We start from the raw sequence: 15,163 nt of genomic DNA on the forward strand, positions 1-15,163 counted from the left end.
TCACTCCTATCTTACCCACTTTATCACAGTAGAGCCCCATGTTAAGCCGGCTCCAAAGGCAACCATCAAAATTATGTCTCCATCTTTTATTTTACCAGCTTTTAAAGCCTCATCTAAAGCGACAATAACAGAAGCTGCAGACATATTCCCGTACTTATCCAAGTTGATAAAAACTTTTTCTCTTGATAGTTTCAGCTTTTTCATTGCTGCATCTATTATTCTAATATTTGCTTGATGCGGTATAAAAAGATCTACATCTTCAGGTTTCAATCCACATCTATTTAAAACTTCTACAGTTGCTGTATTCATGACGTTGACCGCAAATTTAAAAACTTCCTGTCCATTCATGTGAATTGTATGCAATTTGTTTTTTACAGTATCTTCGCTTGCTGGCATTCGCGAGCCACCAGCCGGCATGTATAAATGCATTCCTCCATTTCCATCAGCTCCAATGACATTATCTAAAATTCCATATCCTTCTTTAACTGGACCAACTATAGCAGCCCCTGCTCCATCACCAAATAGCACACAAGTGTTTCTGTCTTCCCAATTCGTTATTTTTGACAGCACATCTGCCGCAATTACGAGAACAGTCTTATATGTACCACTTTCTACAAACTGTTTTGCTATAGAAAGACCATATATAAATCCAGAACATCCTACTTCTATGTCAAAAGCTGCTGCTTTTGTAGCTTTAATATTTGCTTGTACAAGACAAGCAGTAGAAGGGAAATTCATATCTGGAACGACAGTTGCAACGATAATCAAATCTATTTCTGAAGCTTCTATTCCAGCATCTTCAATAGCCTTTTTTGCCGCTTCAGTTGCCATATAAGACGTAGTCATTGATTGTGGTGCAATGCGTCTTTCTTTTATTCCCGTTCTTGTTACAATCCATTCATCTGAAGTATCCACCATCTTCTCCAGATCTTTATTGGTTAACTTATTTTCTGGGACAAAACTTCCCGTTCCTAAAATTCCAGCTTTAAAATCTCTATTTTGCAGCACTTATATCATCTCCAATCAATTCTATTTCCCTCTGGATGTGCGATATAACATCCATTTCCACAATGGTTTTAGCCTGTCTTATAGCATTAAAAATTGCTTTTTCTTTCGAACTTCCATGAGCTTTGATAACAGGTTTCTTTATGCCAAGAAGCGGAGCACCACCGTATTCAGTGTAATCCATTTTCTTAACTATGTTTTTTAGAGCGCCGTAAATTAACATCGCGCCTAATTTAGTAAATATATTCTTTTGAAGCTCCTGCTTTAACAGGGATGATATTACAGACGCAGTCCCTTCCATCGACTTTAAGATGGCATTTCCAACGAATCCATCACATGTTACAACGTCTGCTACACCATACGCAATGTCTCTGCCCTCTACATTTCCAATGAAATTTAAATGAGAATTTTTTATTAAATCGTAAACTTGTTTTGTAAGCTCATTTCCCTTTTCTTCTTCAGCGCCAATATTAAACAATCCAATTTTGGGATTGTCGACATTAAGCATTTTTTGCGCATATACACTTCCCATTATGGCAAACTGGAACAAATTTATCGGTTTGCAATCTGTGTTTGAGCCGGCATCAAGTAAAATCGTTGCACCATTCAAAGTTGGCAATATTGGCGCCAAAGCAGGTCTGTCTATTCCTTTGATCCTTCCAATATTAAAAAGTGAACCTGCCATTAAAGCACCCGTATTGCCTGCTGACAAAAAAGCATCCACTTCATCCCTTTTAAGCATTTCAATGCCAACAGCCATAGAAGAATCTTTCTTCTTCCTTATCGCGGCTACAGGTGGTTCATTGTTTGTAATTACATCTTTTGCATGTACAATAGTCAAACCATCTTTTTCCCTTACATATTTATCTAATTGCTCTTTGTTTCCAACCAAAATTATTTCTATATCGAAACTATCTAAAGCCTTTTCAACGCCTTTTATAATCTCTCGCGGTGCATAATCTCCTCCCATAGCATCAACCGCTATTTTCAAGGTTGTTGCACCTCCTTTTCGGTACTATCGCTTTCTAAAGACACTAATATGAATTTACCTCTGAACACTTCTCTATCTTTCACTTTAATCATAACCCATACAAAATATTTATTTCCTCTTTTTCTGGTTACTTCTGCTTTTGCGACAAGCCTATCCCCTATCTTGACTGGATATTTATACTTTATATTTGCAACACCTATCAACGCAGCCTCAGCATCGATAACAGATATCGCCAATGACTCTGCTTGTGAATATATGTAATGTCCCCTTATAATTTTTGTCTTTAAAAAAGCCATTTCAGGCGTAGGCTCGAAAACAGATATTCCACTTTTTCCTAACTCTAAATCGATAAGTTCACCTACTATTTCGCTGCCTACTATTGCTTTTACCTTGTTATAATTTTTTTCAGCTACGTTCTTTATTCTTTCTCTAAGCTCTGGAATGCCTAATTCCATTCTATCCAGCCTTATCGTCTGAACGCTAACCGAAAACAAATCAGCTAACTCATCATCTGTGTAAAATGGATATTTTTCGATTTCAATTTTTAACTTTTTTAATCTATCTCTTTTACTAAGCTTCGTGGCCACATTATCAGCTCCAAATATAAGTTGTTTTTATGACTTACTCATAATTATAAATTACGCCATACACAAAAGTCAAGAAATAAAAAAGAAAAGTAATAGAGAAAACTCCATTACTTTTCTTCCACTTTCAATACCTCTTTACCATCGTAATAACCACAGCTTAAACAAACTCTGTGGGGCAATTTTGGTTCGTGACATTGTGGGCACAAAACATAAGCAGGTACAGCTAAACTATGGCTATGCCTTCTTTTATCTCTTCTTGCCTTAGATGTTCTACGTTTTGGAACTGGCATATTATACACCTCCTACATCTTCTGCAGTAATTTATTCAAAACTGAAAGGCGTGGATCAATTTCTTTTATTTGGCAATCGCATTTTTCATGATTAAGATTTTTACCACAAGTAGGACATAGACCCTTGCAATCATTCGAGCAAATGAACTTCATCGGAAGAGAAAGTTCCACATTTTCAATCACAATTTTCGTCAAATCAAGCTTTTCATCTTCCACTTCACCTGAAAATTCATCGTCAGACTCGTTTACTACTTCGTCAATAGGTATTACGAACTCATACTCAAATTCGTCAAGGCACCTATCGCATGTTACTTTAATAGCCCCGCGTGCTAAAAGTTTTAAAACTATTCCTTCACTATCGTATGTTATGCTTCCAGTTACGCTAATAGGCTTTATAACTACGTATCTATTGCTATTTGCCTCAAGAACACTCAGATTTTCTACGTAGTTGACTTCGATGCTGCGGCCCCTATGTCCTTTAATTTTTGATAAATCAATTTTCATTTTCTCACCCCAATATAATTGCCAAAATTAATTATACTAATGGGGTAAACATTTGTCAAGAATGCTATTTTATACTCTTTACAATCTTTTCAGTATCTTTAGCAATCATGTATTCTTCATTAGTAGGCACAACCATCACGCTAACTTTTGAATTCGGCGTAGATATAATAGTTTCTTTTCCTCTGACTTTATTTTTTTCTTTATCCAAGCTGAACCCTAAAAACTCTAATCCATCAAGTATAAATTCTCGTATCTCAGGACCATTTTCACCAACACCTGCTGTAAATACAATGACATCGACGCCTCCCATAGCTGCTGCATAAGCGCCAATCGTCTTCTTTACTCGATATGCAAACACATTTAAAGCCAACTGAGCTCTTTCATCTCCATTTTTAAAGGCGGCATCTTCTAAGTCTCTAAAATCGCTGCTTATTCCTGAAATACCGTAAACACCAGATTTTTTATTTAATATATTTACTACTTCTTCAGCGCTTATATTTTCTTTTTCCATAAGATACGAAATGATGGATGGGTCTATGCTTCCAGATCGTGTACCCATAGCCAAACCTTCTAATGGTGTAAATCCCATGCTTGTGTCAATTGATTTACCATATTTGACAGCAGCAATGCTGGAGCCATTTCCAAGATGACAAGTTATGATTTTCAAATCTTCAATAGGTTTATTCAAAATCTCTGCAGCCCTATTTGAAACATATTTATGCGATGTGCCATGAAATCCATATCTTCTAATCCTGTACTTTGTGTAGTATTCATAAGGTATTGGATAAAGATATGCATAATCAGGCATTGTCTGATGAAAGGCTGTATCAAATACCGCCACCATTGGAACGTTTGGCATGATTTGCTGGCAAGCTTTAATTCCTTCTATATTAGCAGGATTGTGCAGTGGAGCTAATTCTATGCAATCTGTTATCGCTTTTAACACTTCATCATTTATGAGAACTGATGATGTAAAAGATTCTCCTCCGTGAACAACTCTATGTCCTACAGCATCTATCTCAGACATATCTTTTATAACGCCGTAGTCACTGTTTACCAAAGCATCTAAAACCAATTTTATTGCGTCTTTGTGATCTTTCATGTCTTTTTTTATCTTGATTTTTTCTCCGTTAGCATTATGTGTCAACATGGAATCATTTATGCCGATTCTTTCAGCAAGGCCTTTTGCCAACACATTTCCATCAGTTGATTCAATCAGTTGATATTTTAGCGAAGAACTTCCGCAATTAATAACCAGTATTTTCATAATTTTCATCCTCCATACTTTACATTTTATTGAGCCTGCACAGCTGTTGTTGCTATTACGTCAACAATATCTCTATAGCTGCATCCTCTTGATAAATCATTAACCGGTGCACCCATTCCTTGTGTTATAGGTCCAATTGCATTTGCCTTAGCTAACCTCTGTACAAGCTTATATCCTATATTACCAGCTTGTAAATCAGGGAATATAAGCACATTTGCACATCCCGCAACTTTGCTTCCCGGCGCTTTTAGCTCTGCAACTTCTTTAACAAGAGCAGCATCCAATTGCAATTCACCGTCGATAGCAACATCTGGCATCAATTCTTTTGCTATCTCTGTCGCTTTTCTTACTTTATCTACTAATTCATGTGATGCACTACCTTTTGTAGAAAATGATAGCATGGCAACTTTTGGTTCAAAGCCCAACAAATTCTTTGCAGTATTAGCAGATTGTACGGCAATAGAAGCAAGTTCTTCTGCATTAGGCGATGGGTTGACCGCACAATCAGCAAACAAGAATACACCATTTTCACCATATTCACAATTAGGCACTTCCATTATAAAAAAGCTTGATACTATCTTTGCTCCTGGAGCCGTTTTAATTATCTGAAATGCAGGTCTTAATAAATCTGCAGTAGCATGAATAGCGCCAGATACCAATCCATCAGCATAACCTTCTTTAACCATCATACATCCAAAATAGATATTATCCTTGATTGTTTCTCTGGCTTTTTCCAACGTGATTCCTTTGTTCTTCCTTAACTCATAGAAATCATTAGCATACCTATCAAACATTTCAGACTTTACAGGGTCAATGATTTCAGCTTTGGATATGTCCAAGTCTTTTGCAGCATTTCTTATCTCATCTTCATTTCCAAGAAGCACTAAATCTGCAATCCCTTCTTTTAAAACTATTTCAGCAGCTTTTAATGTCCTGGGTTCTGCACCTTCTGGCAGAACAATTTTCTTTTTATCGCTTTTAGCTTTTTCAATGATGTTTTGAATAATGCTCATAAGATCGTCCCTTCCTTTAAAATATTTATTTTTATACATTCCTCTTACTAAGAAGAAATATATTGTATACACATTTTACATTTTAACATATTTTTTATAAAATAATAAGTACAATTAATAATTTTTTAGAAAGGCGCATATTATGAGCGTATTAGGTTTAATTGTAGAATACAATCCACTTCACAATGGGCACGTATATCACATAAAAAAGTCTATGGAAATGACAAAAGCAGACTTTGTCGTAGCTGTAATGAGTGGCAATTTCGTACAGCGCGGCATTCCTTCTATTATAGACAAATGGTCAAGAACAGAAGCAGCATTATTATCTGGAATAGATTTAGTAATTGAGCTTCCTACAATATACGCCGTTTCCACTGCAGAAAAATTTGCTTACGGTGCGATAAAACTACTTGATTCATTACGGATCGTTGATTACATATCGTTTGGAAGCGAACATGGCTCTATTGACGAATTATACCAAATATCAAAATTTCTTTTAGATGAACCAGAAGACTATAAAGCTCTTTTGAAAAATTATTTAAAAAGCGGCATCACATATGCAAAGGCACGTGAAGCAGCATTATCAAAATATTTTGGGAGAACCATCAACAATATTATCGGAAATCCAAATAACATACTTGGAATTGAATACGTAAAAAGCTTAATCAAGTTAAACAGCAATATTAGACCTTTGACATTAAAAAGATTTGGGCCAGGATATAATTCTCTGGAAACAGTAGAATCTTTTGCAAGTGCTACATATCTTAGAAAGGTTATAAATGATAAAAACTATTCTGTATTAGAAAAATATATGCCACAATATTCTCTTGAAATTTTAAAAAAGTGCTTTGCAGAAGGTCATGGCCCCGTTACTTTAGACGATTTTGCTAAAATAGTGGTCTACCGTTTGAGAAATGATGCATCAGTAAAAGATGTTTTTGACGTTACAGAAGGCTTGGAAAACCGTATAAAAAAAGCCTCATCTCTCTACAATAATTTAAGCGATATAATCGGCTACATCAAAACTAAAAGGTATACCGAAAGCAGAATTAGGCGAATAATGATGCACGTTTTATTGGATATTGATTCAAGCATTTATTTGAAATTTGATGGGCCAAATTACATCAGAATATTAGGCGCAACTATAAAAGGTTTAGAACTTTTAAAAGAAATTAAAAATAGATCAAATATGCCAATTATTACTAAAGTTTCTGAATATAAAAAAATCTTGTCTAACGCAGAAATGTTTGAAATAGATTTAAAAGCCACCGATATATATACGCTTGCATATACAAACGAACCAGTTTCAGGATTGGATTTTACTAAAAAGTTTATAGTAAAATAATCATTTTATTTCCCCCTCTTTAATAAAAATATACTATGGAAACTTCAAAGGGGGAACAACATTGAAAGAGGATAAAACAAAAGCTTTATCAATTGTATTTGTCTTAGTTCTCGTTATTTCAATTATCATATTCCCAAAAAATTCGCTTGCTGCTGCAAAATCAGGAATCAACCTATGGCTTTTTACAGTATTCCCAGCGTTACTTCCTTTTTTCATCGGATCTGAAATGCTGGTACGATTAGGATTCGTCAAAATGCTTGGTAAATTTTTAGAGCCTATAATGCGGCCAATATTCAATGTTTCTGGCAACGGTGGCTTTGCAATGGCTGTTGGGTACACATCTGGGTATCCTGTTGGTGCGCAAATAATAAAAAGATTGTGGGAAGAAAAACTTTTAAACACAGCCGAAGCTGAAAGGCTAATGACGTTTTGCAATAATTCTGGGCCACTGTTTATGTTAGGCGTAGTCGCCATGGGAATGTTTAATAACTCTACAATTGGTTATATAATAATGGTGTCAAACTATTTAGCAGCAATTACTACTGGTATAATTTTTAGAAACTACAATATCAAAGAGAAAAATTTAAAAGATTCAGAATACCATAATATTCCCAAAAGCAATTCCGATGATTTAACAGCTAATTTTGGAGAAGTTTTGGGAAGCGCAGTTAAAAGCTCCATGAACACAATAATCATGATAGGCGGATATATTATAACATTCTCAGTTTTAATAGAATTTCTAAAAGTATACGGTTTAATAAACGCTATAGAAAAGATTATCGCACCAATATTTGCGGCAGTTGGTTTTAACAAAAATTTGATTGCTGGATATTTAAGCGGCTTAATGGAAATCACGATAGGCTCAAATATGATTAGCCAAGCAACAGCACCATTATACCAAAAAGTCATACTAATAAGTTCAATTTTAGCATGGGGTGGCCTATCAACGCATGGGCAAGTAATAGGTGTCATTAATAGTACAAAGATAAATTACTTGCCGTATTTAATTGCAAAAGCTATTCATAGCGTTTTTGCTGCATTGTTTTCCTTTGTCTTTATGAAATTTATAAGCATTGACAACGTAGCAGTTTCAGAAGCTTTTTATCAAGGAAACGTAAAAAATATGGTAAGCATATTTGAAATGTCCTCCCTCATGTTTTTGATTTCGCTTTTATCTGTTATTTTTCTCGTCATCATAACTTCCATGACAAATAAAGAGGCATGATTATTTAATGCCTCTTAATTCATTCCTATTATTTTTTATCGTATTTAATAATTCTGAAACATTTTTCTCCAGTTTAGCTAATAATTCGTCAGCATAATCTTTACTTCCAAGTCTTATTTCTTTTGCGTTAGTCTGCGCTTGAGCTATTATTTCTGCTGCTTTTTTTTCGGCTTTTTTAACAATTTCATTTTCATTTACCATTTGATTAATTCTCTGCTCGGCTTCCTTTAAAATCGTTTCAGCATCTTGTTGAGCTTCTATCAATATCTTTTGCCTTTCTTGTTTTATCCACTCTGCTTTTTTTAATTCATCAGGCAGCTTAATCCTGATTTGCTTTATAATTTCTAAAATTTCATCCTTATTTATCAGTGTTTTTTGCGATAGTGGTATAGTAGAACTTTTCTCAATGTAATCTTCCAATGAATCCAACAATTCTAATACTTCTAAATTATCAGCCACTTCCAATGAAATGCCCCCTTAATCTTTAAGTTTTTGTGATATCTTTTCAATCACTGAATCTGGAACAAGATCCGATAAGCACCCCCCAAACCTTGCTACTTCCTTAACTATGCTGGAGCTTAAATATTCATATTTGTTGCTTGTCATAAAAAATATGGTTTCAACTTCAGGATTTAGCTTTTTGTTTATCAAAGCCATCTGAAATTCATATTCAAAATCCGAAACCATTCGCAGCCCCTTCACAATAATTTTTGAATTGACCTTTTCCAAATATTCTATAAGCAATCCAGAAAAACTATCAATTTCAACATTTTCTATTTCTGCAGTTGCGTCTTTCAGCATTTCCACCCGTTCCTCCAATGAAAACATAGGTGTTTTAGATGGATTGACAAGGACTGCCACAATTAATTTATCGAAAACTCTTGCTGCTCTTTTAATTACATCTAAATGTCCATTTGTAACAGGATCAAAACTGCCTGGATATACTGCTATATTCATCTGTTGCCTCCTTAAAAAATGTTAATATCGTTTCTCCATATTTTTTCATCCTAAATTTTTGCAATTTGCCGTATTTATCTTCTAAAAAGTCATTTTTATGGTGTTCAACAATTGCGTAACCATCAGCATTCAATAGCTCATATTCACTTATTTTATTTAACGGTTCCACATATAAATTATTGTAATACGGCGGATCAATGTATATAATATCAAACTTAATATTATTCTTACTAAAATAATCCAAAGCATGTAACGCGTCCATATGCAAAACAACTGCATTGTCAATAGAACCAAGCAATTTTACATTGTCATATATGTATTTAATATTATTATATACTTTTTCTACAAAGTAGCAAATATTAGCTCCTCTACTTAATGCTTCAATACCTACACTGCCTGTACCAGAAAATAAATCTAAAAATGTCGCTTCATAAATATCAATGCCTATTATATTGAAAAGCGATTCTTTAACCATGTCTGACGTTGGTCTAATTGCCTTCCCAGGTGGGCATTTTAATTTTCTGCCTTTAGCTATACCAGATATAACCCTCAAAATCACACCTCCAATACTAAAATATTTTAGCATATTTTATGATTAGATACAAAATTATGTATAAAACTTTTAAAACATGGCAAATAATATACTTGGGAAACCAATTTCCCCAAAATTCTTCCTTCAATTTCTCCTCTCCCAATCCAGGTAGATTACTACCTGGATTAAATTAATTAAAAAGGGTAACCTCAATTGGCTACCCTTTTAATTTAATTACTTTAATGTTCCGTTATTAGCGATTTGGCTTTCAGCCATTTGGATCATTTTTCTTACCATGTGACCACCTACAGCGCCGCAATCACGGGATGTAAGTGTGCCCCAATAACCATCGGCTGGAGGATTTATTCCAAGTTCGCTTGCTATTTCATATTTCCATTTGTTCATAGCTTGCTTAGCTTCTCTTACTACAAGAGGGTTTTTTGTCTCTGAACCTGCTGCCATTTTTATCACCTCCATTTAATGATTTCAATATTAATTTGCCACATATTATTTTATATATTCATGTTAATATTTTCTTATATATTATTGAGATATATTTCCAAAAATCTATTTAAAAAGATACCCTTGCGGGTATCTTTTGTTATCTAAGTGTGCCTTTATTAGCGATTTGGCTTTCAGCCATTTGGATCATCTTTTTTACCATTTGGCCACCTACAGCGCCGCAATCACGGGATGTAAGTGTGCCCCAATAACCATCGGCTGGAGGATTTATTCCAAGTTCGCTTGCTATTTCATATTTCCATTTGCTCATAGCTTGCTTAGCTTCTCTTACTACAAGAGGGTTTTTTGTCTCTGAACCTGCTGCCATTTTTATCACCTCCATTTAATGATTTCAATATTAATTTGCCCAATAGTAACATCAATAAACTATAATTTATTTAGCAATTTTGTTTCGAGGTGACAAAAATGGAGTTAAAACTTATTTAAAATAAAAATTAATTAAATTCAAAAAATATTCCAACAGCAGACGGTCCAGCATGAACCCCAACTGTGCAACCGGCCCTGTTTTTAATGAAATTAGTTGCACCAAATTCGTTGCGAATTGCATTTTCAATTTCCAACATAAACTCTTCCCTGTCGGTATGCAAAAGCCCAATCTCTTTTTTTGTAAAATCAATTTTCGTATCTTTCATGTAATTTATAATCCATTTTATAGCATTTTTTCGACCTCTGACCTTGTCCTTTATTTCTAATTCACCATCATTATTGACTAATATTGGCTTAATATTTAAAATACTTCCTAAAATTGCCTGTGTCTTTTTTAATCGTCCTCCTTTGTAAAGATAATCCAGCGAATCAAAAATCATTGTATAACTAATCTTAGGTATCATATCTATTACTTTTGCAATTATCTCATCACTGGTGCTGCCATTGCATGCCATTTTTGCAGCTTCAATGACAATAAATCCCTCACCTAAAGAAAAATTTTTAGAGTCAATCACGGTTATGTTTTGATTTTTTAAATTATCTTTAGCCAACAATGCCGACTGATATGTACCACTTAATTTTGATGACATTAAAATACAGATTATTTCATCATAACTTTTCAGCAAATCACTAAAAACATCCATAAATTCAATAGGTGATACTTGTGAAGTATTGGGCATCTTCCCAGAATTTATCAAATCGTAAAATTCATCTTTTTTTATATCTACCCCGTCTTTATAATATATACCATCAATATCAACTGTCAGCGGTACAACATATATATCGTATAATTTTACAATATCATCTGGAATATCAGATACACTATCTGTCACTATGGCTATCTTTCCCATTATCTTTTCCTCCCAGCAGTTAATTTAATATAATTCCTTCTAATTTATCCTTAAATCGCTCTATCAATTCCGCTTTCATTTTACTGTGTCTTTCAAAATTACCATCATCACTTATAAATCTTTCTACAGCCTTTTGCGCCAATTTTAATGTTTCTATATCATCAAATAAATTGGCCAATTTAAGTTCAGGCAATCCATGTTGTTTCACACCAAAAAATTCTCCTGGTCCCCTTATCTCCAAATCTTTTTCTGCAATTTTAAAACCATCATTTGTTTCGGTCATCACCTTCAATCTTTTTTTGACAACATCAGAATATGAGTAAGCTATCAAAATGCAATAAGATTGATGTGACGATCTACCAACACGTCCTCTTAATTGGTGCAATTGAGCCAATCCAAATCTCTCTGCGTTTTCAATGACAATTACTGTTGCGTTTGGAACATTTACACCAACTTCAATAACTGTTGTAGAGACTAATATATCTATTTTCCCCTCAACAAATTCACTCATCACTTTGTCCTTATCGTTTGAATTCATTCCACCATGGACCAAGCCAACTCTAAAATCTTTAAAAACTCCTTTATAAATTTCTTCATAGACCACCTCTGCCGATTTTGCATATATAGTTTGCGAATCCTCTATAAGTGGGCAGACTATGTAAGCTTGGTGTCCTCTTTTTATTTCATTTACGACGAATTTATACGCCCTCTCTCTTAAAGCTCCACTTACGGCGTACGTCTCAACTTTTTTTCTCCCTGGAGGCAATTCGTCTATTATAGACATATCCAAATCTCCATACAGCATTAGTGCCAAAGTTCTTGGAATAGGCGTTGCTGTCATTACGAGAACATTGGTTTGATTACCCTTATCTTTAAACACAGCCCTTTGTCGAACTCCAAATCTATGCTGTTCATCTGTTATTGCCAAACCTAAATTTTTAAACTGAACATTATCTTCAATTAAAGAATGTGTACCAACTAATACATCGATCTCACCATTTTTGACTTTTTCTATTATTAAATTTTTTCTTTTATTGCTGATGCTTCCTGTCAACAATTCTGTCTTAATATCTAACTTATCATACAACTCCTTTAATGATAAATAGTGTTGTTTTGCAAGTATTTCTGTTGGCGCCAATATGGAGGCCTGATACCCATTCTTTACTGCCACATACATTGCTGCTGCCGCTATAACTGTCTTTCCAGAACCGACATCGCCTTGTAAAAGTCTATTCATCACTTTTCCTGAATACATATCATTTAAGATTTCGTTTAAAGCTTTATCTTGTGCTTTAGTAAACTTAAATTTTAAATTGTCTAAGAATCCTCTTAAATCTACTTGTTTAAACTTTATGCCTGATTTGTCATCATTATACTTATGCTTAATCAAATTTAACCCCAATTGCAAAATAAAAAATTCTTGAAATATAAGTCTATATTTGGCTCTCTCTAACATTTCTGACGAATCAGGAAAATGAATATTTTTTATGGCTTTTCTTATTTCCAATAAATTATATTCTGCCAAAAAATCCTTGTCAAAAATTTCGTCTATTTCGTTAATATACTCTTTTAAAAGGCTATAAATTATATTTCTTAAAATCTTTTGACTCAATCCATCTGTCAACTTATATATCGGCACAATTCTTCCTGCATTTAGATTTAAAACATCACTTTTATCCATAGTTGGGTTTTCCACGTACACTTGTCCATATTTATAGGAAACCTTGCCATTTATTATATATTCTTCGCCCAATTTGAAATTATTTTTAATATAAGGCTGGTTGTACCAAACAAGTTCTAAAGCTCCACTTCCATCTTTAACAGGTATTTTCGTGATTATTAGCCCCTTGATCCTATGCTCTCTTGCTTTTCCTGCAATGTACGCTTTAAAAGTTTGCTTTTCACCAATTTTCAACATATCTATAGGAATTATTTTCTCTCTGTCTTCATATTCTCTGGGATAATACTCCAATGCATCCTTTACAGTTTCAATGCCAATTTTTTTAAGCAGTAATGCTCTCTTTGGACCAACACCTTTTACATATTGTATTGGTTTTGAAAGATCCATAAAATCACCTATTCAATCGAAATCACATAATAGTATAGAGGCTGTCCGCCATATTGAAGATCTACATCGCCATCAAATACTATTGTATTTAACAATTTTTTCGCATTTTCTTCTCCAACTTCTTTCCCATAATAAATGGTTATTATTGAAGTGTCATCAGAGATAGCATTTAACACTATTTGTCTTGCTAATTCATTGTAGTCAGTACCTTTATCTACAAATTGTCCATTTACAAATCCTAAAATTTCTCCAGTCTTGATTTCCGTTCCATTTAATACAGTATCTCTTATAGAATAAGTTATTTCTACCGTTGTAACCTTTTGGATAGTATCATTTATATTTTTGATTGCATCATCTATGCTTGCATTGACATCAAAGTTTATCATGGCACTTATAGCTTGATTGAAACTGTGCGTATTGATGACGTACACATTTTTGCCTGATAAGCCTTTAGCTTGTTCACATGTCATAACTACATTTTTGTTGTTTGGAAAGACAATTATATTTTCTGCATTTATTTCTTTTAAACCATTTAAGATATCTAAAGCGCTGGGATTCATAGTTTGTCCACCATCTATTACGATATCACACCCTAAATCTTTAAACAAACTGCTTATCCCTTCACCGGGAGAAACAGCCAAAAAGCCATATTTTTTGACATAAGTATTTCTGTCTTTGTTTGATTCAAAAATTACATTTTCATGCTGTAGTTTCATATTGTCGATCTTGACTTTTACCAATTCCCCATACTCTAAACCTTTCTGTAACACCAGTCCAGGAGAATTAGTATGTATATGAACTTTTATTAAATCTTCATCTTCAACAACGATTATGCTATCACCAAAAGATTCAATTTCAGCTTTAAGCTTAGAGAAATTCTTAGATTTTGCATCAATAAGCATTTCCGTACAATAAGTAAACTTTATATCTGCAATATTGCTTTCTTCTTTATGGATGCCTTCAACAACATGCTGGACAGCTATCTCATGCCCTTTTATAGCTTCTAACATTCCTATCAGCATAAATAAAAAGCCTTGCCCACCAGAATCAACTACATTAGCTTGCTTTAACACCGGCAATAGGTCAGGCGTTCTTTTGACTGATTCTGAGGCAGCTTTTACAATCTTCTCCATGAAAATCTCAAAATCATTTATAGAGGTTAGTTTCAAAGCCTCATTGGCACAATCTCTTACTACAGTCAGAATAGTACCTTCTGTAGGTTTCATAACTGCCTTATATGCAATCGCTGAACCGGCATTTAAAGCTTCGGCAAAATCTTTGGTCGTGATTTCATCATGGTTCATAAGACGTTTGGCAAATCCCCTAATTATTTGAGATAAAATCACGCCTGAATTCCCTTTGGCGCCTAAGAGAGCACCTCTGGAAAGGTTATTTAAAACCTCATTCATATCATCAGAGGCTTTCTCCATTTCCTTAACAGCAAAATCCAATGTATGGGCCATGTTAGAACCTGTATCACCATCTGGAACAGGAAATACATTTAATTTATTTACTTCATCTGATTTATTTGTTAAATATTGAGATCCAGCTCTAAACATGCGCTTTATAGTATTAACATC

The 15,163-nt window shown here is 34.0% G+C and carries 17 protein-coding genes; 2 read left to right on the forward strand and 15 right to left on the reverse strand.

The features are described 5' to 3' along the window. Positions 1 to 6 precede the first annotated feature (6 nt). The 7 genes from GSH73_RS07535 to pta form a co-directional block, all read right to left on the reverse strand. Positions 7 to 1,008 (reverse strand): beta-ketoacyl-ACP synthase III, encoded by a 1,002-nt coding sequence (locus GSH73_RS07535; protein WP_014758617.1) that lies wholly within the window; start codon positions 1,006 to 1,008, stop codon positions 7 to 9. Then, on the reverse strand, positions 995 to 1,996 hold the full coding sequence (gene plsX, locus GSH73_RS07540) for a phosphate acyltransferase PlsX (RefSeq protein WP_014758616.1): 1,002 nt from the start codon (positions 1,994 to 1,996) through the stop codon (positions 995 to 997). Before plsX ends, GSH73_RS07535 begins: the two co-directional genes overlap by 14 nt. Continuing rightward, positions 1,993 to 2,583 carry a transcription factor FapR gene (fapR, locus tag GSH73_RS07545; protein WP_013788138.1) on the reverse strand — a complete coding sequence of 197 codons (591 nt, stop codon included), beginning with the start codon at positions 2,581 to 2,583 and terminating at the stop codon, positions 1,993 to 1,995. The genes plsX and fapR overlap by 4 nt, the downstream gene beginning before the upstream one ends. A 107-nt stretch (positions 2,584 to 2,690) precedes the next feature. Further along, a complete protein-coding gene (gene rpmF / locus GSH73_RS07550; RefSeq protein ID WP_013788139.1) occupies positions 2,691 to 2,873 on the reverse strand; it encodes a 50S ribosomal protein L32 in 183 nt (60 codons plus the stop codon). Positions 2,874 to 2,885: 12 nt separating this feature from the next. Beyond that, entirely contained in the window at positions 2,886 to 3,377 is a 492-nt protein-coding gene (locus GSH73_RS07555; RefSeq protein WP_014758615.1) for a YceD family protein, read from the reverse strand. Between the two features lie 64 nt (positions 3,378 to 3,441). Next, on the reverse strand, positions 3,442 to 4,644 hold the full coding sequence (locus GSH73_RS07560) for an acetate/propionate family kinase (protein WP_014758614.1): 1,203 nt from the start codon (positions 4,642 to 4,644) through the stop codon (positions 3,442 to 3,444). Positions 4,645 to 4,670: 26 nt separating this feature from the next. After that, positions 4,671 to 5,657, reverse strand: a complete 987-nt coding sequence (pta, locus tag GSH73_RS07565) for a phosphate acetyltransferase (protein ID WP_014758613.1) — start codon at positions 5,655 to 5,657, stop codon at positions 4,671 to 4,673. A 142-nt stretch (positions 5,658 to 5,799) separates the two neighbouring features. Here pta and GSH73_RS07570 point away from each other — a divergent pair, with 142 nt between their 5' ends. Further along, on the forward strand, positions 5,800 to 7,002 hold the full coding sequence (locus GSH73_RS07570) for a nucleotidyltransferase (protein ID WP_014758612.1): 1,203 nt from the start codon (positions 5,800 to 5,802) through the stop codon (positions 7,000 to 7,002). A gap of 61 nt (positions 7,003 to 7,063) precedes the next feature. Beyond that, positions 7,064 to 8,227, forward strand: coding sequence for a sporulation integral membrane protein YlbJ (ylbJ, locus tag GSH73_RS07575; RefSeq protein WP_014758611.1), 1,164 nt, complete (start codon positions 7,064 to 7,066; stop codon positions 8,225 to 8,227). On the opposite strand, the gene GSH73_RS07580 is transcribed toward ylbJ, so the two are convergent. The 8 genes from GSH73_RS07580 to GSH73_RS07615 form a co-directional block, all read right to left on the reverse strand. Next, the gene (locus tag GSH73_RS07580) at positions 8,228 to 8,692 is read right to left on the reverse strand and encodes a hypothetical protein (protein ID WP_013788145.1); all 465 of its coding nucleotides are present in this window, start codon (positions 8,690 to 8,692) and stop codon (positions 8,228 to 8,230) included. Between the two features lie 12 nt (positions 8,693 to 8,704). After that, positions 8,705 to 9,184 (reverse strand): pantetheine-phosphate adenylyltransferase, encoded by a 480-nt coding sequence (gene coaD, locus GSH73_RS07585; protein ID WP_014758610.1) that lies wholly within the window; start codon positions 9,182 to 9,184, stop codon positions 8,705 to 8,707. Next, positions 9,153 to 9,737: a 16S rRNA (guanine(966)-N(2))-methyltransferase RsmD gene (rsmD, locus tag GSH73_RS07590; RefSeq protein ID WP_014758609.1), complete on the reverse strand. Its 585-nt coding sequence runs from the start codon at positions 9,735 to 9,737 to the stop codon at positions 9,153 to 9,155. The genes coaD and rsmD overlap by 32 nt, the downstream gene beginning before the upstream one ends. A 213-nt stretch (positions 9,738 to 9,950) precedes the next feature. Then, positions 9,951 to 10,178, reverse strand: a complete 228-nt coding sequence (locus GSH73_RS07595) for an alpha/beta-type small acid-soluble spore protein (RefSeq protein WP_014758608.1) — start codon at positions 10,176 to 10,178, stop codon at positions 9,951 to 9,953. A 139-nt stretch (positions 10,179 to 10,317) separates the two neighbouring features. Beyond that, positions 10,318 to 10,545, reverse strand: a complete 228-nt coding sequence (locus GSH73_RS07600) for an alpha/beta-type small acid-soluble spore protein (RefSeq protein WP_014758607.1) — start codon at positions 10,543 to 10,545, stop codon at positions 10,318 to 10,320. 127 nt (positions 10,546 to 10,672) lie between these two features. Beyond that, on the reverse strand, positions 10,673 to 11,515 hold the full coding sequence (locus tag GSH73_RS07605; protein WP_014758606.1) for a DegV family protein: 843 nt from the start codon (positions 11,513 to 11,515) through the stop codon (positions 10,673 to 10,675). A 19-nt stretch (positions 11,516 to 11,534) separates the two neighbouring features. Continuing rightward, positions 11,535 to 13,583, reverse strand: coding sequence for an ATP-dependent DNA helicase RecG (gene recG, locus GSH73_RS07610; protein ID WP_014758605.1), 2,049 nt, complete (start codon positions 13,581 to 13,583; stop codon positions 11,535 to 11,537). An 8-nt stretch (positions 13,584 to 13,591) separates the two neighbouring features. Further along, entirely contained in the window at positions 13,592 to 15,142 is a 1,551-nt protein-coding gene (locus GSH73_RS07615; RefSeq protein ID WP_044984049.1) for a DAK2 domain-containing protein, read from the reverse strand. Between the last annotated feature and the right edge of the window lie 21 nt (positions 15,143 to 15,163).

It is taken from the genome of Thermoanaerobacterium aotearoense (assembly GCF_009905255.1).
Classification (GTDB): Bacteria; Bacillota; Thermoanaerobacteria; order Thermoanaerobacterales; family Thermoanaerobacteraceae; genus Thermoanaerobacterium; species Thermoanaerobacterium aotearoense.